This window comes from Vibrio rotiferianus CAIM 577 = LMG 21460, from assembly GCF_002741985.1.
Lineage (GTDB): Bacteria > Pseudomonadota > Gammaproteobacteria > Enterobacterales > Vibrionaceae > Vibrio > Vibrio rotiferianus.
In genome coordinates this window covers 215,698-236,126 of the sequence record NZ_APHW01000014.1, presented here as the reverse complement: position 1 = coordinate 236,126, position 20,429 = coordinate 215,698, and the positions used below count along the sequence as shown (strand labels likewise).

The following is a 20,429-nucleotide window of genomic DNA, read 5'->3' as shown; positions in this document are numbered from 1 at the left end:
ACACAAAACTTAAGATTGATTGCCATATCGTATACACTATACCAATTAGATTCATTATAAGAAGTATAGGGATAGAAGCTTGTTGCTAACCAAGAAAACCTACACGCAAGAAGCAATTGATATAGCAAGTAAAGTATCGAAAGAGGTAGAAATTCGACACGCAAAATGGCTTGTTAGCATGAAGTACCTAGTTGATCAAACAGAGGTCGATGATTTACTAAGTTTACAAGGCCGCTATTGTGATGACGTCATCTTCAACGAGGATGAGCGTATAACCCGAAATCAACGTATTTTACTTATGTGCGAACAAGAGCGGGTACAGGAAAGACGTCAGGTTGTTGAAGACAAACAAAAAACACTAAGAAAAGTTGTGCGGGATGTTTCACGAGTAGCTGAACGCATGTTGATTAGTAAGTTAGAGTCTTATCCTATTGATAAACTATGCGGAGGAATCCCTCTTTTTGATCATTTTGCTTCTTTTGCATACTCTCCATCACTTTCTTTTTCGAAGTTAGGGACACTCACGACCCTTAGTCACCAATTGAACTCTACCATTGTAGATCTCATTTCTAACCCCAAATTTTGTGAAAGGCTAGGACGTAAACCTAAGGGTGTACCGGATGCAAAAGTTGCGATTGGTCAAATCGGAATTGAGAATTGTCGTCTGTTATTTCCTGTCTTAATGGCAAGGCCGATGCTCAAATGGGCAGATCAGAATACCAAACTTATTGCTCCTAAAATGTGGCAACACCTTGTGGTAACTGCAAATGTCACACGAATGCGTTTGCAAAGTGCAGGGGTTCGAGAGCCAGACGCAGGTATTCTAATTGGTGTTTTGCGTACACTAGGTAACTTCGTCATCGTCAATCATTTTACTTATACCTTTGAAGACGCATTGGTTGAGGTCATGCTTAACTACAGGAAAGCAGAAAAAAAAGAAGAATACTATGCTTGTGCTGACATAAAAGCCAATACCGCCTTTTTACCAAAAGTCATACACGAGATGGAAGCATCGATTACACGCCGTATTCTTGAATCATATGATTGGCCAAAAGCTTCATTACATATCAAAAATGCTGTCATCGAAGATCTTGATAACATACCAATATTGGAGAGAAGCGACCATGGCGCAGCATTGGTACAAGCCAAAGCGTACTCAATTTATGAAGGCTTAACTAAAAGTAGCGCATTCATTGATAAGCACAAGCCATTCTGGTTCGCAAATGTTCAGATGTCTGGAGATGCGCTAAAGGATGTGCGCTCAAGAATCCCCGGGAAATTAACATTAACAATGTAGAGATAAGTATTAAAAAAGCTCGCGACACGAGCTTTTTTGTTGTTAGAAGACCCGTAAGGTAAGACTAAATCAATTAATAGTTACAGTGTGACGCCATGAAGAGCGAGTGCATATGAAGTGCTATCCAGAAAGTTTAATATGTATCAACCTCTAAGATACTTGGCCAAAGCTCGGTTGAACATAGGTGGAGCAGGGAGCTAGCCGCCCTTATTGGTTACGCGGTAACGAAATCCTTTGATTAGCTCATGCTTGAAAGAAGATGAGCAGCTTAGTGAAACCTACGTAACTCCTTAGCTCCAAAGGAAATAACCGCTTTTGTAGTCAGACAGAAAATCGTATTAGATGATTTGAGCGAGGTTCATGTCAAGACATCCATATTATTAAGTGTCAAAGAGTTACGATATAAGACAGAACGGGGGCTAAGTTTGAAAACTGCATGGTTTTGCGGGCAGGCTCTTGTCTAACCCGGTGACAACGTCACTATAAAAAAGAAGCGTAACCAAGTTTAGATATAGATCCATCAATTTGAATAAGCTCACGCAATCACGTCGGTAGCGAGGTTGTGTTGTTCTGAGAGTTTTTCTAGAGCGAGCGTTAGTGAGAAATCAGAATATTACTTGTGAATAATCTTTAGTATTTCAACTTTAAAATCTTCAGAGTAACGTCGGTTACTTGGACGACCACGAGCAGCGTGTACGAGACTTTGAGCTCCTAAAGTGGAAATTCGATTGAGTAAGCGCCGGATATGACGAACAGACACATTTAGAATAACTGCAGCCAAGGTGGTTGTATACAGATATTTTTGTAGCAGCAGAAATGTACACAAACCAACTCATTGACGCTTACAAAAAGCAAATGAAGTACGTGCAATACAAACAAATTGCGCCTGATTTGGGGATAAGCCCACAAATGCTGACAGATGTGAGAAAAGGAAGAACTTACTTAAAAGAAAATCAGATACTTATGCTTGCGGAGGCTATAGGCGAAGATAAAGAAAAAGCTCTAATTGGTTTGGCGATGGACAAGGCGAAAACGCACGAAGCTCAAACGTTATGGCAAAGCATTGGAAAAAAGTTTAATGGCTTGTACAGGATTAGCCGTAACATTAGCAAGCCCACAAGAACCACTATATCAGTGCGCATTATGTATAACGTGGTAAATGGGCGCTAAGAGGGTGCGCCCGCATGTAAGGCATTGATTAGGCGAGGGTTTGTGTACTTGTCATTTATCAAACCATGAACGACATTTTGATCATCTTCGTCTAACAAATCTGCTATCTGAAAGGCAGTATCCCATTCCATAGAACTCCCACCTTTTCGCCATCTGCGCAGACTACTGTGCGGAACTTCTAGTTTTTTCGCAAGTTGGTACTCAGAAGTCAATTCGAACTTGGCTTTTACCCTGTCCAAAAGAGCATTTGTGTAGTTCATTTTGTGGATACCTCTAATCCGCTAATTGTTAAATCATAGAGGATCATTTTGTTCTTTTCACTATGGCTGGTCGGTGGCTATAGCCGATTTGTGGTGATATTGTCTTTTCGAATCACTTATGAAGCAGCTTGCGGAGGCTACGCCATGGAAACACATACACCGACTGAGTTTGGTTGTAACACCATAGACAGTATTAAGCACAAATATTTCCCTAACTTTGGCAAAAGCGACAAACCTCTAACTACAGGTAAAGACTACCGTTTTTCTCGCCGTGGTCAGGCAGAGTACAAGCGCGGTCATCAACTGGTTGCTATGCGTCTTTCAGGTCTGGGGGTGCAATCATGATTAACTCACCAAAAGCGTTTAGAAAAATTGTCCTTAAAGCCGAAGAAGAGTTCAAAAGCGGCTCATTAAATGGCGTGTTCCTGATTTTAGATGAGATTGATAATACGCTTGGTTCGTGCGCAGCTTACAAGGCATCAACTCTTTGTCGGTTAGTGGAGAGAATCATCCAAAGCCGAAGTGGTTATTTAACTTTTGATGCCACATCGAGAACCAAGCCGCGCTACCTATTAGCATTGCTTATTCGCATGCAGCGAGAGCGCAACGAAATCCGCAAGCAAGATGAAGCGCCCCAAGCGGGCGCGGATTCTTCACTTCAAGAGGCTATCTAATGGCTAGCCTAGCAATCTATTCAAACGTAAACCATGCGCCAACGGGAGAAGAACTCCCGTTTAAACCGTTCAGCCGTAACTTTTACGCACTGATTGCTCAGTGTGAGAACCACACCAAAGCAACGGCAACCTTTATCAATCCAAGCATTGCGATCATTCCATTGGATGCTAATCGCCGTATGGTGGTGACGTTATGATGACAGTGATAGCAATTATTATCGGTGCGTTATGTGCGTATTCGTTCGACAGCTTTAGACAAGCGCTGTTAGTTGCTCTTGCTCTTGCTTTGTCTCTTTATGCTGTGTGCGGAAATTTGGGGTTGGTATGAATAAACAAGAAATTCAAGAAAAAGCAGCGGGCGAATTGCGAAAGCGTTTATCTCGATCTTGGCAAGATGAATTTTTACGTCGCAACAAGCTTGAGGTATCACAGGCCACCTTGTCGCGTTGGGCTTCTGGTAAGCAAGCCATCCCACTTCATGTTCTAGTTCAACTAGAAATTATCGAATTTAAAAGTTAACCAGGTGCGCATACGTGGCGTGTATTACGTCCAGGGAGCAATACTCTAGATGAATAACTTATATGAACCGCAGCCGGTGCGTGAATTTACCAATTTATTAAGCCCACAAGATGTGGGCTTTGTTACCGCCTTAGCCCAAGACGTCACAATCACTGAGAAAAACATTGCCGCTATCGACAGCGGTTTTTTTAGTGCTCCAAATCATGATTGGATGGAAAACGAACTGGCGAAACTCAAATCGTTTGATCAAGTACATCATCATCAATCAAAAGACAGTGCCGAGATTTGGAAACTGGTTCAGGGTGGAAACTAACGTTAATCACACCTGAATATTGGAATGAACCTAAGCGCGAAGCGCACGCCGTAGGCGTGAAAGTACTAGGCTCGTCAAAGGGCGCAAAAGTCGGACACGGAAAACGAAAGCACATAGAGCGATTCGTTACCCGTTCTCGACGTATGCCGCCCCGACAAAAGACGAAATCGTTTTTTGGCGTCAATGCTACCGATGAAATTAACACGCGCTCAGAGTCGCAGACAGGCTGGGTGCTGACCAAGGAAGGCAACAAAAAGCGCTTGGAATGGCAACCAATCGGTAAAAGTCGTGCGTATTTGATGCGTCGTGATTGGTCAAAGCAAACCAAAATGCAGGTGGTTTACCATCCAAGCCCATCCGATGCGCCAGAGCAGCAAGCGGGTGAACGCTTCACAGAAAAGTTGAACCCTCGCGCAGTGAAGAAAATATTTGAGTCGGGCGCCTATGTCGCTGCGTGTCATGGTGGATTTACTACGTTCCTAACACTCACATTTACACCAGAGCAACGTGCTCACATTTTTGGTGGGGAGTCGGTTACGGATGAGGGTTTAGCATACTGCCCAATTCAGACCACCATTGGCGCGGAAGTCTCACGTTTTCTTAACGCAGCTAAAAAGGTTTATCAGCGCGGCTTTGAATACGATGCAACACAATTCGGCATGCTGAATCTTGATGAAGATACAACCAAAGTTAGCGGCTACGGTAAGCAATCAGACTTCCATTATATTTGGGTCGCTGAGTGTCCAGCCAATGAAGATGGAGAGCCGAATCCACATGTGCATTTACTGTTGAATTGGCAAGTGGAGCCTTGCCATTTTCGAGCGTGGGCGAAGCGGTTAGAAGCGCTTTGGGGTCATGGGATGGCGCACTTAGAGCGCATCAAATACGGTGAGGCCGCGTCTGGCTATCTCATCAAAGCGGTGGGTTATGCCGCAAAAGGTGACAACGCAGACCAAGGTTTAATCAAGGGTAACCGCTACAACATAGCGCGCTGCAGCCGTGCGCCTGATTGGGATGTATTGGCCTCGTTCGACGTCGATAACATGACGGGCATCATTCAAGAATGCGGCTACCGCTTGCAGCAGTGGCGAAAACCACTGGAAAGAGAGATTAAGCGCAAGCAAGACAAGAAAGCGGAGTACATCAAAGCTATCGACATCAACAAGAAAAAGAGCAACTTGACCGCCGTTGCAAAACTTCAGCGTCTGATCTCAAAAATTGAAAACGAAACGCGCGGCCTAAAAGAAGTGATTAAGAGTCGCGGCACATTTGCCAGTGCAAGCAATCAATTTGCCATCACTTTTGAGGGTGAGCGCGCCAACGAAAAAGCGAATGACTTCCTATGCTGGGCGCATGGTGCGCGCGGCTGGTCGATGCAAGCGACGGGAGAAGATGAGACAACAAGTCTCGATTTGTTCCGCTCAGAAGCAAGAATCGATTACTCAGCACAGTTACAAGCGTTTAGAGACAGGCAGTGCAACTGGGCTAGTTTATTGGCTCAAGAACTCATGCCACCACGCGATAGAGAAAGCATTAATGCTAATAACATGGCGCTTTATGAAGAGTATTGCGCCACCACACACTAAGGACTCAACAATGGAAAACAAAATAACGTCAGAGCTAGAAAGTGAAATCAAAAAGGTATCGAGTAATCCTTTTGCAAAAGGCTTTATTGCTCCGCTGCGCTTGCTATTGGTTTGGATTAAAGAAACCAATGCGCGCTTGGATGCAATGGAAGACCACATCAAACACTAAACACACTAACCAACGTCGTGAGACAGGGGTAAAAAATGGAAAATCAACCGATTGGCTTCTTGCCGTGTCGCGCTTGCAACACGGTGAAAAGCATTTATAAGGGCAAAGGCCGTAATGCAAAGTTTCTCTATGCGAAATGTGAGTGCGGTACCGATACCCGCAAAGGCGCAACAGTACAGGAAAGATTTGCCCAGCATCTACCGCTAGAGCAAGCGCAACAGGCGCTAGAAAGTGCGCAGCCTACCAATGAGCCGAAATCCTTAGAGGACAATGGCTCAAGCGCTGAAACAGAACAGCTGCAACCAGAATCCAAACCATCAAGTATGGTGGGTTGGTGCGTGTTTGGTCTACTGGCTGGCACTGCGGCACTGGTTAAATACAGCCGTGCGGGAGGTGCGTAATGGATGAATTAGCCCTTCAAGAAAACGTGCTGAACAGCGAAGAAAAGCTGTTCATTGGTGGATTGGATGAAGAGTTTACGCCGCCAGTGGCGGGTGAAGTACCGGAATCTCAAGCGGTGGACACATCACAGCTTACTGCCATGTTTGGCCTAAACATGACGGAAGGCTTGTTAAAGCAGTTCGGCCACAAAGATTTTGAGTTTGACGAAAGCCAAAAAGAGAACACAGCTGCCGCCATTGCGCCCGCATTGGCCAAATACAACGGTGAGCTTCCACCATGGCTGGAGCCTTACAAGGAAGAAATCTTTGCCCTGATTGCAGTCGGCACACTTGGCGTGACGTCCTACATGCAAATCAAAGCGCTGAAAGAGCTAGACCAACCGCAGCCACAACCGGAACCCACACCGCAGGAAACCGCCGATGCAACCGATTAACGCCAACAATGCGCGCTCAAATGGGCATGCTTGGGTGTGTGGGATGTCCGGCAGTGGTAAAACGCAACTAGCACGTCGCAAGCTGGTGAGCGCAACAGACCAAGTTGCTATTTTTGATCCACTGGGTGATTACACCGGAGATTTAGCGGGGCGAGTGGTGCGCAGCTATCCAACCATCAAAGAGTTTGCCCGTGCTCTGCTGCAAGGTCGAAAGACCAAGCAAGGCTTTAAAATTGCGTATTCGCCAAGCCATGAAACCAAAGAGAAAGACTTTGATAAGTTTTGCCAAGTGGTGTGGGCGGCGGGGAATGGTACGCACCCCAAAGCGCTAAAAGTGATTTGTGAAGAGGTCGCCGAGCACACCAACACCAGTGGTAAAGCGTCTGGCTATTATGGCAAGTTGCTGCGCTTAGGTCGCAAGTACCACATTCACACCATTAGTCTGTTTCAGCGGGGGCAGGAAGTATCAAAAACCATTATTGATAACTGCCAATTTGCCTATGTGTTACTGCAAAAAACCGCTAAGTCTGCGCACTACTTGGAGGGTTTAACCGGAATTTGTGAGAGTGATATTGCGGCTTTAAACAAGCTGGAATACCTAGAGCAAAATGGAAAGGAGTACACCAAAGGGAAAATCCGCTTTTAACTGCGCTCTAGAGCGCAGATTAAGCGCAAAGGCGGTTGAACCTCTGCGCTTTGAACTGGTTTGCTAATAGCTCATTTCAACCAACTAACCAACGTCGTGAGACAGGGGTATTTTTTTATGAACAAAACAACAATGAAAACCGCAATGATTGCGCTGGCAGTATCGGCGCTTGTGGTGTGGGCATCAAACAACGTTGACGTTGTTGAAGATGCAATCGGCTAACGGGTAGGGAGTCGTACACATGCAAGCACCAATGAAACTAAACTCGCCAACGGGTATCGGTTACGGTCAAAAATCCACTATCAAGCTTGATGTGGGTCCAACGTATGAAGAGATTCATATCCGCACTAACTTGAGCGCTGCAATGATCAAACGAGTAGCGGTCAACCTAAACGGTGAAGAAATTTACATCCTAACGGGTGCGCAACTGTTGATGCTGGAAGCTTACAAAAAGCAACCTGCTAAATCGGGTTACTTCACCATTCCATTTGCTGACATTGTCGGTAAAACCAAAAACGGCATTCGTGCAACGGGTCTGGTAACTGAGATTGGTGACAACATCATCTTGGAGATTGAAGTGGGCACGCCGACAGATTTGCAAAGCGCACCGGGCATCAGTCTGTCAGCGAATGCCATTGTGTCTGAGCCTCAACCCGTCCGAATCTTAACGCCAAAAATTCGCCCTGAAACCATGCAGGCAACGTCCGCAGGACAAAACGAGTTTACGAGCCTAAATGCGGGCGCGACAAAACTTGTTCGCCGTATGCACTTCTTGAGTGACAAGGTCACGGATTTGAAAATTGAGCGTGACTTTAAAAAGGTATTTGAGTGCGATAAGGACTACCTCTCGTATCTGGCAGAGCGTCATAAGCGTGCGCCTCAAAGTGGCTTTTTCCACTTTGACCCGCTGTTGCGTGGCTTCTTCCTGCAAGACCTGTTTAAGACAGCGCACAACAGCCAATTGAAGTTTACGGTGACAACAACTCAAGCTGTCGGTGGTCTGCCAATCTTGGTCGAGTCTGTAGAAATCGAACGTCCAGAACTACTGCAAAACCTTCTGTAAGGGGGTGGTATGTCATTACCTGATCACATTCAAAACTACGTCGGCCATCAACCAACCAGCGACAACTCATTCTTTGGTGATCTAACCAAGTGGGGTTCGGGCTTGATGGATGATGTCGGTGAAACGTTCGGTGTCGTCAAAGATGCGTATTTGGATAGTGTAAAGGGGTATGCCGCTGATGTAGCGGCTAACCCAAACACGCAAAAGCAGTATTCCAACTACGCAGACCAACACGGCAACAAAATCACGCAGCCACAAGGTCAAGCACAGATGCCGCGCACACAGGCAGGCTTTATGGGCTTTTCCAATCAACAACTGATGATTGGTGGTCTTGCTGTGGTGGCGTTGCTTGTACTGGCTAAGCGCTAAGGGGGAACGATGCCAGCAATTCCAATCGTAATCGCTCTAGGCAGTTTTGGTGCGGGCTTTCTGACTGGCTCCAGTACATCCAAGCTCATCAAATTAGGTTTAATTGGTGGCGGTGGCCTCCTTGCTTACAAAGCATTTAAGGGGGCGTGATGTTTGGACCAATAGGCGGCGGACTGACCAACGGGCAAGGCTCGCCGATTTCATCCGGTGCAACACAAGGACCGACACAGTCCGGCTCTAGTGGGGGTGTGGGTGATGTGAGGCTAGGGAACGTCAATCTTGGCGGCTTATCCGGCACAAACATCACCTTAATTGTCACGGCCTTAGTCGTAGGTTACTGGGTGGTGAACCGATGAAATACACCATTATCAAAGCTTCCTGCATTACTCAGGACATGGCGGCAAAGCATTTTGCCGCCGCTTATGACCGCATGACTGAGCACGACAAGCAAAGCGCATTTGCTGATTTGCTCACGGACTTACAAAGCGGACAAGCAACTTGGTATCACTTGCGTTCAGATAACGTTGATTTGCACATGGTGACACGTGTCACCAATGACGCACTGATGATTGATGCCATCCAAGGCAAAGGACTGATGCGCGCTGCGCCTGACATTATCCGCCGTGCTCATGCTGTGGGCTATCGCGCTCTAGGTTTTGAAACGCTTAAACAAGGCATGCGCAAAATGCTCCTAACGTTCGGCTTTGAAGTCGTTGAACGTTTTGAAGATGGAGCAACCTACCACGAGAAAACGTTAAGGGGGTGCTATGACTTCTAGAAACAAATCGAGTAGCTCTAGCCAAACCACTAACAACAACGCGACAGGCCAAGTGACCAATGCAGGCGATAACCTTGGGGTTAACGTGGCGGGCGTGAATGGCAATGTGCGCGTAAGCATGAGTGACCACGGCTCGGTCAATCGCTCATTCGATTTTGCTGAAGAATCACTCAAGTTACTTGCTGATGGTGCGTTTGGCCTTGGCGAAAAGTCAGTGGAGAGCGCAAACAAATCACTGACAGATTCACTGAAATTCGGTGAGGGTGTCGTTGATGAATCGCTAGGGCTGGTCGGTGATGTTGCCAAGCAAAACAGTGAATTAGCAGATAAGGCCATTGCTGAAACTCGCCGTGCTAACAAGGACGCACTTGATGCGGCAATGGATGCACAAAAAGAAGCGCTGAGTTTTGGTAACGATGCTTTACGTGCCAACAATGACGCGCTCAAACAATCCATGGCTTTTGGTAACGATGCGTTGAAGTCAAACGCAGACGCATTACGTAAATCGATGGACTTTGGTAATGACGCGCTCGACAGCAACAGCAAAGTCACTGAACAAGCACTAGAAAACATGCGCCGTAACTCTACCGATACGGTGGAAATGGCTAAAAACATGGCCATGCAAAGTGCGACCACCACAAAGGATGTGATTGCGTTATCTGAAAAGATGAATGCGACCGCAGAGAAAACGGTCAGCCAGTCACAAACAGGCAGCAGTGACAGCATTGCAAAAGTCGCGATGGTTTCTGCAATAGCGTTCGGCGTCGCTGCCGCTGTAAGGGGGTAAACATGCCAGTGATTAACCTGACTTCAAATCAAAACTTTGACTTTAACGTCAGCGAAAAAGGCAAATATCTACTCATTCGCTCTTGTGATTCTGGCGTGGTGCTTGGCTCAGATGAGTTTCGTTCAACGGGTATCCAAACGGGTGACGCCATCAACGTGTCTGAGTTTGACGCCATGCGTTTTGAAAACCCAACGGATGAGACATTGTCCGTAGAGTATCAAATCAGTGATTTGCCTATCTCTACCAATGCGACACAGAACCTTGTGATTAAGCGCATTATCGATCCAATTCAATTTGAAGCATCGGTAAAAGTGGAAGACGGCTTAAAAGTAGAGCAGATAGCACCAAGCCAGCTTAACAGCTTGCCGGACATTGAAATCCAAGCGGGTCAAACCGTAAAGGTCAGCTCTAATGAACTGGGTCGTAAACAAACTACTATTCAAGTAATTAGTGACCACGTCACATTGTTAAGGGTAGGCGGCGCAAGCGTTGGCGCCGATACGGGTGCGATTTTGCGCGGGTCTTTCGATGCAATGGCTTCGACCGTGATTGATTCAAGTGCGGATGTGTATCTGCACAACACAGCGAGTGAAACAGCAAAAGTGAGTGTGACGGAGGTGCTTTCATGATTTTGAATAACCCTCAGGATTTAGCACCTATTTTGGCTGCGATGCGAACCGAGCTTAAAGGGGATTTGGATTCACTGGCGCAAAGTGTTCAGACCTCGAATACAGCACTGGCTCAAACGGTTTCGACAGACACGCAAACCGTTATCGACGGTGTAAATGCACTCAGTGTTGTGAATGGTGAAATCAGCACCGAAGTGCAAGCAATTAACGCCCATACGACGCAAGCCGTGACGGATTTACAACAAAGTGTCGGGACGGCGGTTTCAAACTCTGAAAACCGAATCAAATCGACAGTCAACAACAAGGCTGCAATTAAGAAGGTTCACCGCCTTACCGTATCTGCTTACACAACCAGCGTCACCATTCCAGCGGTGAACATAAACAAAACCATGATTAACGTGTCAGGTGTTGGCGCGGCAGCGGGCAAGGGCAATACATACGGTTTAGTACCAGTTGAAAGAATGGTCACGCTTCAAAGCAGCACCAAGCTCTCTATCACAAGTTCACTACCTATCGCAATTTCGGTGGAGGTAATCGAGTATGCCTAGTTTTATTACAGATGCACAAAACACAGTGGTGGCGGTGATGTCATTTGACCCTGTGTCACCAGAACAACAACCGCTTGCTACTTATGATACGTCAATCGTTGGCAAGCTCTTTGAAAACGGAGCATTTCACGATGTTGAATCGCTACAGGATGATAGTGCTGTTATTGCTGATGATGGGAGCCATGTGGATGAGTAAACGTAATCAGCCTCGCGGCGTTCGTAATAACAACCCGCTAAACATCCGAATTGGTAACAATTGGCGGGGTGAGGCACTGGTATCAAAAGATGCGGAGTTCGAGACGTTCTCACATCCCAAATACGGCTTTCGAGCTGGCGCTAAATTGCTGCGCAACTATCAAAGCCGATACGGATTAAATACCGTCCGCGCCATCATTGGCCGCTTTGCGCCGCCAAATGAAAACCACACCGAAAACTACATCAATTTCGTCTCTGACCAAATCGGTGTAAAGCCTGACCAATTGATCTCATTGGCAGATGACAACTTTCTAGCGCGCATGATGCACGCCATGTCAGTCATGGAAGTGGGTCGCCATTACACGGTGGATGACGCCGCCGAAGGAGTAGCGCTGGCATGAGTAAAAAAGAAATGGCTATCAAATTCACACTTGGCGTAGTGACTGCAATTGCAGGTGCATACGCCATCAAACAACTAAAGAAACACGGAGTTTTATAACAATGTTAGATTGGCTAAAAAAACAATGGAAACAACCATCAACGAAAAAAGGCATTGGTCTGATTGCAGCTGGTGCAACGCTGGCCATTGGACACCCGCAACTTATCACGGCTAGCGTGACGGAAGCGGGCATTCAATGGGGTGGTGTGATTGGCACAACCGTACCGATGTTAATTGGTGCATGGGAAACGGTGCGCAATGAATGGAAACACTAGTCGTTGCATGCCTAACGGGTGCAGCGTCCAGCATCGCAACGGTGGTTGCACTTAGAACTGATATTGCGTGGATTAAGCTAACGTTACAAAAACTTGATGAGCGCATCACTGCACTTGAGCAAGAATCAAAAGCACCTCACTGTTGAGGTGCTTTTTATAGGTATCTTGCTGATTTATATAATTTGCGTATAGTTGCACATTGATTAATCAATAATGTTGTTGAGGATATACACATGAAAAAGCTCGTCGCAGTATCAGCCGTTGCAGTATTCAGTTTAGTTGGATGTGGCGGCGGTGGCGGCTCTGCAAGTTCAGGCAGTACCGATACAAAACCACAAGAGACATTTGCTTACAATGGCCTGTATGCAAACGAACAAGATCAAGTTTTAATGCTGGTTGATAGCAGTCGTACAACAACGCCAATTATTGTCGGCGACTTTGCTTCAAATGCAGTAATGGCTGCGCACACAGTTCAAACCAATGGAAGCAAACTAAATATCAAAGGCGTTACGTTTGTAGACACATATAACTACGTTTTTGATTCGACAGTATCGGCAACGGCTGACTTCGACTCAAACGGAGTAATGCTTAATGCCACTGTAAACAATCAGCTACTTAGTTACAGCCTTGCTAAAGCATCGGATTCAAAACCTTTAGCGGAAATTGTTGGCACTCATACCAACATTACTGACGGTACAGTGTGGACAATTGATACGGAAGGAAATCTAACTGTTAACGGTATATGCCAGATGTATGGCCAACTAACTAGAAACGGCTCTTATTTTGATGTTAAAAACATTCAAGTAAGCAACTGCCGAGACTCGGCGTACGATGGCGTATATCAAGGTGTGGTAGCAACGGCGATGTATCAGGGAAGTTATTACTTATCGGGCGTAATGACGAATGATGAAGGCGCAATTTGGGGGAGCGTATCAATGTGATTTGTGATCTTTACTTGATAAATTAATCGTACAACATGCTAAAAACATCCAGAACACTAACTGGGTGTTTTTTTTGGAGATATGTCTGTGAGCCAGAATATTTTGTATAAATATTTTCCGATTGATTCGAAATTCACTAACAATTTACGAGTTGCTTTTAGCATTAAGAGAGAACTCAACGATCCCTTCGAATTATTGCCAAGCCATAACGCACTTAATAAAGCAATGGAAAGCAATACGCTTTATCAACCCGTCTTTTCAATCTTTGAGAGTGAACAAGAGTTACTAGAACCAAAGAAAATGATCAAAGATATCAACGACCCTAATTTTGGCTGTCCTATATTTCATCATTACGGAATCTTCTGCTTGAGTGGAAAGCGAGACAACATCCTGATGTGGTCGCATTACGCTAGCAACCACACAGGCTTCGTTATTGGCTTTGACGCTAACCACCCCTTCTTTAATCAAAATTTAAATGACTCATGTTTTACTAAGGCAATAGGAAACGTAGAAAAAGTTGAATATAAGCAAGATAAACGTAGAGCAACATCTAGTGCTTTTGAAAGTTGGTTTTTGCAAAAAGCAAAAGATTGGGAGTACGAAGATGAGTATCGAATGATATTACCAGTAAAGAACGCTGATCGAATAATGTTTAAGGCTGAAATGGATGATTGGGGAAAAGTGATAAAAGAAGCACGGTTTGCAACCGATGAAGAAAGACGTTTGCTGGCTGAGAATAACTATATCGGGGAAGGCTTTATCCCATTATTTAGCGTACCAGAAAGTGCTATAGTTTCTTTGACATTGGGAGCTCAATGCGATTTGAGCAAGCAGCTCGATCTCGTTGACTATTTCAGTGCTTTTAATCCCGAATTAGAAGTAGGGCGAATGAGTATCGCATCAGACACGTTTGAACTTGAGTATTCTCAATTGCATAGCTTTGGGCATATGAAAATTGAGACGCTGTCTTGATAAATGAGCCCGCAAAGCGGGCTTTTTCTTATTTAAACTTAGTGGGTATCCAAGGTGCGGCCGTCATACGACGACCACCACGAAAAGGCAACACATTGTCTTTAGCTGGGTAAATCGGCGGGTGTTCAAGGTGACCATGTAACTTTGTTAAATGGTGATATTCATCTTTCTGATAGGCAAAGGATTCGAGTTCTTTCGGATTAAACTCGCGACCACTGGGTGTGATCAACACGCCGCGCGCCTCATCAATACGAAAGCCACGCCAACGCACATCGTTAGGAAGATAGCCAAGCGCTTTAATAATTAGCAGCTTTTCAGCCATGGGATTAATGTTCAATTGTCCAGACAGCCAACGGCGAATTGTCACAGGGCGAACATGAAAATATTCAGCACCAGCTTGGATATTGGGAAAGACTCGCCAAAATAAGGTGTTGAAGGCTTCAAAGTCCATGTGATAAACCTCTCAAATTATCATCGTTATTCATGGTTAATTTCGATTGCTACAAGGGGTTTAATCGTTAAGACCGATTAATAGGAAAGAAAAGACAATATGTGCGATTCATTCCATAATGCAGCCTTATAATTGTTGGGTTTACCAATGACGAAAATAAACAATTAAATTTGGTAACTTATTGATTTATTAGTGGAATTTTGAGGTTGTCGAGCAATAAACTCGATATGTTAAATTTGCCTATCTTAGTGCGCATTATGTATATTATGTTAAATAAACTATCCATGTACGCCAAATCTTCTCTAGTTAGGCCTCCTATCCCGCTCAGATTTTAAAATGCCGCGCTTTTTGGCAATGTCATTAAACATAACGGCGATTTACCATAAAATACTTAATATAGATCTTAATAATCTACGATTGTTAAGATCTATATTAACTCGCTACACGGTTTCTACTAACGATTTGATTGCTTCGTAGATTTCTTGCCTTCGAACTGGTTGGTAACAAAGCCATTCATGCCGGCTTTCATGCATGTAGTCTTATCACTTTCAAGTGCATGTGCAGTCAAAGCAATGATTGGTATGTCTATTCCTTTTTGTCTAATCAATCTTGTTGCTGTTATCCCATCCATCACTGGCATTGAGACGTCCATTAAAATGACGTCTACGCTTTGTTCTTGCTCTTCCAAAAACGCTAATGCTTCTTCACCATGACTCGCCATAAAAACGTTATGGCCGAGCTTGTTCAAGATAAGCTTGATTACTAACTGATTTGATTCTGTATCTTCAACGACAAGAAGATTCATCGCTTTTGAAGGATGATTTTGTTCTATCTTAACGGGCCTCTCTTGATTGCTCCTTGTTAAGACAGGAATATTGATTTTGAAGTGTGAACCAACGTTCAATTCACTTTTTACGCTTATCGTGCCGCGCATCATTTCAACCAAATGTTTGGTGATAGCAAGTCCAAGGCCTGTACCTCCAAATCTTCGCGTAATCGAGCTGTCTCCTTGATGAAAAGCAGTGAAGAGATTTCCAATCTTAGCTTTTGGAATTCCAATGCCAGTATCAGCAACAGAAATTACAAGTTCGCTATCTTGCTCAATCACAGAGATATCAATACCACCAAAATCTGTAAATTTGCTCGCGTTGCCAATTAAGTTAAAAAGAATTTGAGACAAGCGTGTTGAGTCTATCCAATATTGCCTGTTTTTATCGAGGTTACACTCGAACTCAAAACTCAAATTTTTAGCTTTAGCTACCTGTTTTTGTTGAGAAATGATAAGAGTTACAGCGTCACCAAGGTTGGTCCACTGTTCGTTCAAATGAAAGCTACCAGACTCTATTTTTGACAAGTCAAGAATGTCGCTAATGATTGCGAGAAGCAGATCTGCTGAGCATTCCATCTGATTAAGGACTTCTGATTGTTCTTCGGTTAAAGTCGATTGCCTCAATATGTCGAGCATGCCCAAAACTGAGTTTAACGGAGTACGAATCTCATGGCTCATCATGGCTAAGAACTCTGACTTAGACTGGTTTGCTCTTTCTGCCTCTTCTCTTGCTTTAGCAAGCTGCGAGGTGCGAACCTCTACGATACGTTGTAACTTCTCTTTAGTTTCGATATCTATAACAGCCCTTTCAATCAAAGGCCTGAAACGCCGAAGCGTCTCTTTGTTTTCGATACTGAAGTGACCTTTTTGAGCACCTACAAGTATGATGATAGTTTGTGTTACTTCAGACCGAATACCAGTTACAAGCATGGAACTTACCTGGCTTTTAATAAAGGAGTTAAGCCCCTCAAACTCCTTTAACCGCATTGGTTCAAACAGCAAAATACACTCACCATTGAGCGCCCTCTCCGATGCGTTACCCGGTAACCAACTAGTTCTATCAAAGACGCTATTTGTCGATAGAAGTGTTTTGAAATTTTGTTGATTGCAGTCACGGGTGATGACGATGAAGTCATCAAAGTCGATGTATTTCTTTAGAACGCTGTTGAGACCGGAAAAAATTTCGTGGCGATTACGAGCCTCACTCATAGCAGAAATGGCTGATAAGATTGCTTTGTTTTCGTCAGCTAAGAGCCTCTCTCGCTGTCTTGCCTCTTTTAGTTCGACAAGTGCCTCTTGTAACGCTTCTTGTTGGTATATCTCTAAATATTTATTTTTCATAAGGTTTATGGAAAATTGCTGAAGAGATCATCAGGTTTCCATGTCCATTTTCGCCACCTATAAATCTTCCTTGCTCACCAAAGGTAAACGGACAAATAAAAGGCAGGTTATCTAATTCCTGGTTAATTTGTTCACAAACACTATTAATATCTTGCTTTAAGTGCAGCATAGGGCCCGCGCAAAAAATGTTTATCACTCCTATTTTTCGAGACTCTTCTAACTTTTGATTGAAAGCAGCGTTAACAACTCTGGCCGCTCGAGCCACTAGATGCTGACGACTTCCCTGCATTAGAGTTAGAACTTCACCTTCTTCAATATTCGTGAAAAGCTCGATGCCACCCTGCTCTGTTTCTCTGATTGGGTGAGACAGTTTGTAATAAGGTCGCTCGTACAGATGCCCTGCAATACGTCCCAGAGGATACGCACTGGAGTTTGTAAATAGAAAGCTTTGTTCGTCCGATTGCGTTTCTTGATGGTTCGTCCACTTGCGGTAGACATCTAGTGCGGGTTGGTCGTCTATTTCTAAAAGGCAGCGGCCCATAGTCTTTGTTGCGATACCAGTGATGCTTGTTGGAGAGTGCCCTGCACTAAAAGCGGTATCAACTGCCTGAGACGAATAGAAGAGAGTAAGACTTACCCCGTTCTGCTCATATCCTTGGGACGTGATTACAGACCAATTCCCTTTTACATTGTTATCGGCTGACGATCCGCCAATAATGGGAACCAAAGTACCAAAGCGCTCATCGATACTTTCGATAATCGATTCTTCATGTCCCGGAGTTGCATGAAGAAGGATCAGGTTGGGTACTTCACCTACTCTATTTGCATGAAAAAGCGCCATATTAAGCGCCTCATCAACGCTTGTTTCTAAATTTGCCCCATAGGTTGAAATCCCTGTCCCGTATGCGTGCTGACCGGAGTCATAAATCGCAAGTACTGCAATAACAGGTCCTTGATGATACCCATGGTTGGTCATGATTGCTTGACACGAGCTGGCTCCATGCACGGTGGCTTCAGGAAATAGTTTAACGAATGCACGTTGAATTTTTCTGAAGTCATACTCCTCTGTGTAATAACAGATCAAATGGGACAGATTATCCTGGCTCAATTCTGAGCGAAATTTTTCTATCGCTGAATATTCGTCGGTAATATGAGTAAATAATGATTGGCACTGCATACGGTTTTATTATTGTTTATCACTTTACTGTTATACCATTGCGAAAATTAAGCGCTAGGTAAGAAGGTATTAACTGCACAAAGAAGATACAATTATCTCGCGTCAGATCTGATTTATAAATGAACTTGGACAATGTTTTCGTTTATTTTGAGATTAATTGCTTTTGTCTCAGAAATACTATTCCACTCAATATCGCGATATTTATCACCTACGTTAATAAATTGACCAGATTGATTTAGATCAATTTTTAGACTGTCAATTTCTGTGCTTTCGATCGAAAAACCGTTCGAACTCTTGTTTATGGTGATTTTTGACTGACCAATTGTTACATCACATCGTTGTTTTTGTGAACAATCCACATCTCTGCTCGTCTCATAAGTAAAGGTGCGCCAGAAAAATGCTCCAATTAAAACACTGAGCATGATTAAGATTTGTGCAAGTCTTGCCTTTGTTAACTTTTGTGCGGCCATAATTCCTAATATCCTTGTTACAAACTTCAAACTTTTTAAATAAAAAATGATTTCCAGAGGCGTTGTAAGGTTACTACTCTGTCATTGAATTGTTAATTCAAGTATAGTGTCTCGCTGAAAATGCCACTTTTTATTAAAGTCAGCAATGGAAATAAAGTGATGATAACACTTGAATTCTTGAGTTTACTTGGGTGGTGTTACGACGCAAGTCGTGTTGGAAGTAAAGTGTAGTTAATTAGAAATTGGAAGCATGCAAATGAGCCAAGTAAAGCAGCTTGAACAAAACTACAACTATACAGTCGTTCGCCAATTTACCCTTGTGACCATTTTATGGGGCATAGTTGGTATGGCTGTTGGTGTTTTGATTGCCGCTCAGTTAGTTTGGCCACAGCTAAACTTTGATACGCCGTGGTTGACGTACAGTCGTTTACGTCCATTGCATACTAATGCGGTAATTTTTGCGTTTGGTACCAGTGCCCTGTTCGCAACATCTTATTATGTTGTTCAGCGTACTTGTCAAACACGTCTTTTTGGTGGTCCACTCGTTGCCTTCACCTTTTGGGGTTGGCAAGCAATTATTCTAGCGGCAGCAATCACCCTACCTTTAGGTTTTACCTCAGGTAAGGAGTACGCTGAGTTAGAATGGCCTATTGATATCGCAATTGCGATTGTCTGGGTGTCTTACGCAGTCGTGTTCTTTGGAACACTGGTTAAGCGTAATACCTCTCATATCTACGTGGCTAACTGGTTCTTCGGTGCCTTTATCATCACAGTAGCAGTACTTCACATCGTGAACAGCATGGCAATTCCTGTTGCTCTAGGTAAATCTTACTCGATTTACTCAGGCGCCGTGGATGCAATGGTTCAATGGTGGTATGGACACAACGCGGTAGGTTTCCTATTGACCGCTGGTTTCCTTGGTATGATGTACTACTTCGTTCCTAAGCAAGCTGAACGTCCTGTTTATTCTTACCGTCTATCTATCGTTCACTTCTGGGCACTAGTTTCGCTGTACATTTGGGCTGGCCCTCACCACCTACATTACACAGCCCTACCAGACTGGACTCAGTCTCTAGGTATGGTGATGTCTCTGGTTCTATTCGCTCCATCTTGGGGTGGTATGATCAACGGTATCATGACGCTATCTGGTGCATGGCATAAGCTTCGCTACGACCCTATCCTACGTTTCCTAATCGTTTCATTGTCTTTCTACGGTATGTCTACTTTCGAAGGTCCAATGATGTCTATCAAGACAGTTAACGCGCTATCGCACTACACAGACTGGACCATTGGTCACGTTCACTCTGGTGCATTAGGTTGGGTTGCAATGGTTTCAATTGGTTCTGTATATCACCTTGTTCCTCGTCTATTTGGTCAAGAGCGTATGTACTCTGTTAGCCTAATCAACGTTCATTTCTGGTTAGCAACTATCGGTACTGTTCTTTACATCGTAGCAATGTGGATCTCTGGTGTAATGCAAGGCCTAATGTGGCGCGCAGTCAACTCTGACGGTACGCTAACTTACAGCTTTGTTGAATCTGTAGAAGCATCTTACCCGTTCTACTTCGTACGTTTCCTAGGAGGCTTCATCTTCCTATTCGGTATGTTCCTAATGGCATACAACACGTACAAGACGGTAACTGCGCCTAAAGAAAGCTTAAAAGCTATCCCTCAACCGGCATAAGGAGATTAAAGA

General features: G+C 44.3%; 30 protein-coding genes and 2 pseudogenes. 26 read left to right on the top strand and 6 right to left on the bottom strand.

Annotated elements, in window-relative coordinates:
* Positions 1 to 79 precede the first annotated feature (79 nt).
* Complete coding sequence (locus B853_RS07445; RefSeq protein ID WP_038883650.1) at positions 80 to 1,297, top strand: HDOD domain-containing protein; 1,218 nt, start codon at positions 80 to 82, stop codon at positions 1,295 to 1,297.
* 613 nt (positions 1,298 to 1,910) lie between these two features.
* Here the strand turns inward: B853_RS07445 and B853_RS26890 are convergent.
* Complete coding sequence (locus tag B853_RS26890) at positions 1,911 to 2,057, bottom strand: hypothetical protein (protein ID WP_409385907.1); 147 nt, start codon at positions 2,055 to 2,057, stop codon at positions 1,911 to 1,913.
* A gap of 56 nt (positions 2,058 to 2,113) precedes the next feature.
* Here B853_RS26890 and B853_RS07435 point away from each other — a divergent pair.
* A pseudogene (locus B853_RS07435) lies at positions 2,114 to 2,456 on the top strand (DUF3693 domain-containing protein).
* Between the two features lie 7 nt (positions 2,457 to 2,463).
* Here the strand turns inward: B853_RS07435 and B853_RS07430 are convergent.
* A complete protein-coding gene (locus B853_RS07430; RefSeq protein ID WP_038883652.1) occupies positions 2,464 to 2,727 on the bottom strand; it encodes a helix-turn-helix domain-containing protein in 264 nt (87 codons plus the stop codon).
* Positions 2,728 to 2,871: 144 nt separating this feature from the next.
* On the opposite strand from B853_RS07430, the gene B853_RS07425 reads away from it, so the two are divergent.
* The 23 genes from B853_RS07425 (at position 2,872) to B853_RS07335 (ending at position 14,465) form a co-directional block, all read left to right on the top strand.
* Entirely contained in the window at positions 2,872 to 3,072 is a 201-nt protein-coding gene (locus tag B853_RS07425; RefSeq protein WP_038883730.1) for a hypothetical protein, read from the top strand.
* Positions 3,069 to 3,401, top strand: a complete 333-nt coding sequence (locus B853_RS07420; RefSeq protein ID WP_038883654.1) for a hypothetical protein — start codon at positions 3,069 to 3,071, stop codon at positions 3,399 to 3,401. Before B853_RS07425 ends, B853_RS07420 begins: the two co-directional genes overlap by 4 nt.
* Positions 3,401 to 3,598 carry a hypothetical protein gene (locus B853_RS07415; protein WP_038883655.1) on the top strand — a complete coding sequence of 66 codons (198 nt, stop codon included), beginning with the start codon at positions 3,401 to 3,403 and terminating at the stop codon, positions 3,596 to 3,598. The genes B853_RS07420 and B853_RS07415 overlap by 1 nt, the downstream gene beginning before the upstream one ends.
* Before the next feature lie 127 nt (positions 3,599 to 3,725).
* A complete protein-coding gene (locus B853_RS07410; RefSeq protein ID WP_038883657.1) occupies positions 3,726 to 3,920 on the top strand; it encodes a hypothetical protein in 195 nt (64 codons plus the stop codon).
* A 49-nt stretch (positions 3,921 to 3,969) separates the two neighbouring features.
* A complete protein-coding gene (locus tag B853_RS26420) occupies positions 3,970 to 4,233 on the top strand; it encodes a hypothetical protein (RefSeq protein WP_249027407.1) in 264 nt (87 codons plus the stop codon).
* The gene (locus B853_RS07405) at positions 4,206 to 5,819 is read left to right on the top strand and encodes a rolling circle replication-associated protein (protein ID WP_249027406.1); all 1,614 of its coding nucleotides are present in this window, start codon (positions 4,206 to 4,208) and stop codon (positions 5,817 to 5,819) included. Before B853_RS26420 ends, B853_RS07405 begins: the two co-directional genes overlap by 28 nt.
* Before the next feature lie 10 nt (positions 5,820 to 5,829).
* Positions 5,830 to 5,988 (top strand): hypothetical protein, encoded by a 159-nt coding sequence (locus B853_RS25970; RefSeq protein WP_170001017.1) that lies wholly within the window; start codon positions 5,830 to 5,832, stop codon positions 5,986 to 5,988.
* 35 nt (positions 5,989 to 6,023) lie between these two features.
* Positions 6,024 to 6,389, top strand: a complete 366-nt coding sequence (locus tag B853_RS07400; protein ID WP_038883660.1) for a hypothetical protein — start codon at positions 6,024 to 6,026, stop codon at positions 6,387 to 6,389.
* The gene (locus B853_RS07395) at positions 6,389 to 6,823 is read left to right on the top strand and encodes a hypothetical protein (RefSeq protein ID WP_050568931.1); all 435 of its coding nucleotides are present in this window, start codon (positions 6,389 to 6,391) and stop codon (positions 6,821 to 6,823) included. Before B853_RS07400 ends, B853_RS07395 begins: the two co-directional genes overlap by 1 nt.
* On the top strand, positions 6,810 to 7,469 hold the full coding sequence (locus tag B853_RS07390; protein ID WP_038883661.1) for a hypothetical protein: 660 nt from the start codon (positions 6,810 to 6,812) through the stop codon (positions 7,467 to 7,469). Before B853_RS07395 ends, B853_RS07390 begins: the two co-directional genes overlap by 14 nt.
* Positions 7,470 to 7,710: 241 nt before the next feature.
* The gene (locus B853_RS07385; RefSeq protein WP_038883663.1) at positions 7,711 to 8,532 is read left to right on the top strand and encodes a major capsid protein P2; all 822 of its coding nucleotides are present in this window, start codon (positions 7,711 to 7,713) and stop codon (positions 8,530 to 8,532) included.
* Positions 8,533 to 8,541: 9 nt separating this feature from the next.
* Positions 8,542 to 8,901 carry a hypothetical protein gene (locus B853_RS07380; RefSeq protein WP_038883665.1) on the top strand — a complete coding sequence of 120 codons (360 nt, stop codon included), beginning with the start codon at positions 8,542 to 8,544 and terminating at the stop codon, positions 8,899 to 8,901.
* Between the two features lie 9 nt (positions 8,902 to 8,910).
* Positions 8,911 to 9,051, top strand: a complete 141-nt coding sequence (locus tag B853_RS25965) for a hypothetical protein (RefSeq protein WP_170001016.1) — start codon at positions 8,911 to 8,913, stop codon at positions 9,049 to 9,051.
* A gap of 202 nt (positions 9,052 to 9,253) precedes the next feature.
* Positions 9,254 to 9,679: a hypothetical protein gene (locus B853_RS07370; protein WP_050568932.1), complete on the top strand. Its 426-nt coding sequence runs from the start codon at positions 9,254 to 9,256 to the stop codon at positions 9,677 to 9,679.
* Positions 9,669 to 10,466: a hypothetical protein gene (locus tag B853_RS07365; RefSeq protein ID WP_038883668.1), complete on the top strand. Its 798-nt coding sequence runs from the start codon at positions 9,669 to 9,671 to the stop codon at positions 10,464 to 10,466. Before B853_RS07370 ends, B853_RS07365 begins: the two co-directional genes overlap by 11 nt.
* Positions 10,467 to 10,468: 2 nt before the next feature.
* Positions 10,469 to 11,095, top strand: a complete 627-nt coding sequence (locus B853_RS07360; RefSeq protein WP_038883670.1) for a hypothetical protein — start codon at positions 10,469 to 10,471, stop codon at positions 11,093 to 11,095.
* Positions 11,092 to 11,643 (top strand): hypothetical protein, encoded by a 552-nt coding sequence (locus tag B853_RS07355; protein ID WP_038883672.1) that lies wholly within the window; start codon positions 11,092 to 11,094, stop codon positions 11,641 to 11,643. Before B853_RS07360 ends, B853_RS07355 begins: the two co-directional genes overlap by 4 nt.
* Positions 11,636 to 11,839 carry a hypothetical protein gene (locus tag B853_RS25960; RefSeq protein ID WP_152435582.1) on the top strand — a complete coding sequence of 68 codons (204 nt, stop codon included), beginning with the start codon at positions 11,636 to 11,638 and terminating at the stop codon, positions 11,837 to 11,839. Before B853_RS07355 ends, B853_RS25960 begins: the two co-directional genes overlap by 8 nt.
* Entirely contained in the window at positions 11,832 to 12,239 is a 408-nt protein-coding gene (locus tag B853_RS07350) for a structural protein (protein ID WP_227741889.1), read from the top strand. The genes B853_RS25960 and B853_RS07350 overlap by 8 nt, the downstream gene beginning before the upstream one ends.
* A gap of 100 nt (positions 12,240 to 12,339) precedes the next feature.
* A complete protein-coding gene (locus tag B853_RS07345; RefSeq protein ID WP_038883676.1) occupies positions 12,340 to 12,552 on the top strand; it encodes a hypothetical protein in 213 nt (70 codons plus the stop codon).
* Entirely contained in the window at positions 12,540 to 12,698 is a 159-nt protein-coding gene (locus tag B853_RS25955) for a hypothetical protein (RefSeq protein WP_156145263.1), read from the top strand. Before B853_RS07345 ends, B853_RS25955 begins: the two co-directional genes overlap by 13 nt.
* Before the next feature lie 87 nt (positions 12,699 to 12,785).
* A complete protein-coding gene (locus tag B853_RS07340; protein WP_038883677.1) occupies positions 12,786 to 13,493 on the top strand; it encodes a hypothetical protein in 708 nt (235 codons plus the stop codon).
* 87 nt (positions 13,494 to 13,580) lie between these two features.
* Positions 13,581 to 14,465, top strand: a complete 885-nt coding sequence (locus tag B853_RS07335; RefSeq protein ID WP_160167633.1) for a DUF2971 domain-containing protein — start codon at positions 13,581 to 13,583, stop codon at positions 14,463 to 14,465.
* A 28-nt stretch (positions 14,466 to 14,493) separates the two neighbouring features.
* On the opposite strand, the gene B853_RS07330 is transcribed toward B853_RS07335, so the two are convergent.
* The 4 genes and pseudogenes from B853_RS07330 to B853_RS07315 all read right to left on the bottom strand — a co-directional run bounded on the left by B853_RS07330 (position 14,494) and on the right by B853_RS07315 (position 18,733).
* Positions 14,494 to 14,916, bottom strand: a complete 423-nt coding sequence (locus B853_RS07330; protein WP_038883679.1) for a phage protein — start codon at positions 14,914 to 14,916, stop codon at positions 14,494 to 14,496.
* A gap of 440 nt (positions 14,917 to 15,356) precedes the next feature.
* Positions 15,357 to 17,086, bottom strand: a pseudogene (locus B853_RS07325) (response regulator).
* Complete coding sequence (locus B853_RS07320) at positions 17,076 to 18,263, bottom strand: FIST signal transduction protein (protein WP_038883682.1); 1,188 nt, start codon at positions 18,261 to 18,263, stop codon at positions 17,076 to 17,078. The pseudogene B853_RS07325 and the gene B853_RS07320 overlap by 11 nt, the downstream one beginning before the upstream one ends.
* A gap of 113 nt (positions 18,264 to 18,376) precedes the next feature.
* A complete protein-coding gene (locus tag B853_RS07315; protein WP_010447945.1) occupies positions 18,377 to 18,733 on the bottom strand; it encodes a hypothetical protein in 357 nt (118 codons plus the stop codon).
* Between the two features lie 256 nt (positions 18,734 to 18,989).
* Here B853_RS07315 and ccoN point away from each other — a divergent pair, with 256 nt between their 5' ends.
* Positions 18,990 to 20,417, top strand: coding sequence for a cytochrome-c oxidase, cbb3-type subunit I (ccoN, locus tag B853_RS07310; protein ID WP_010447944.1), 1,428 nt, complete (start codon positions 18,990 to 18,992; stop codon positions 20,415 to 20,417).
* Positions 20,418 to 20,429 lie beyond the last annotated feature (12 nt).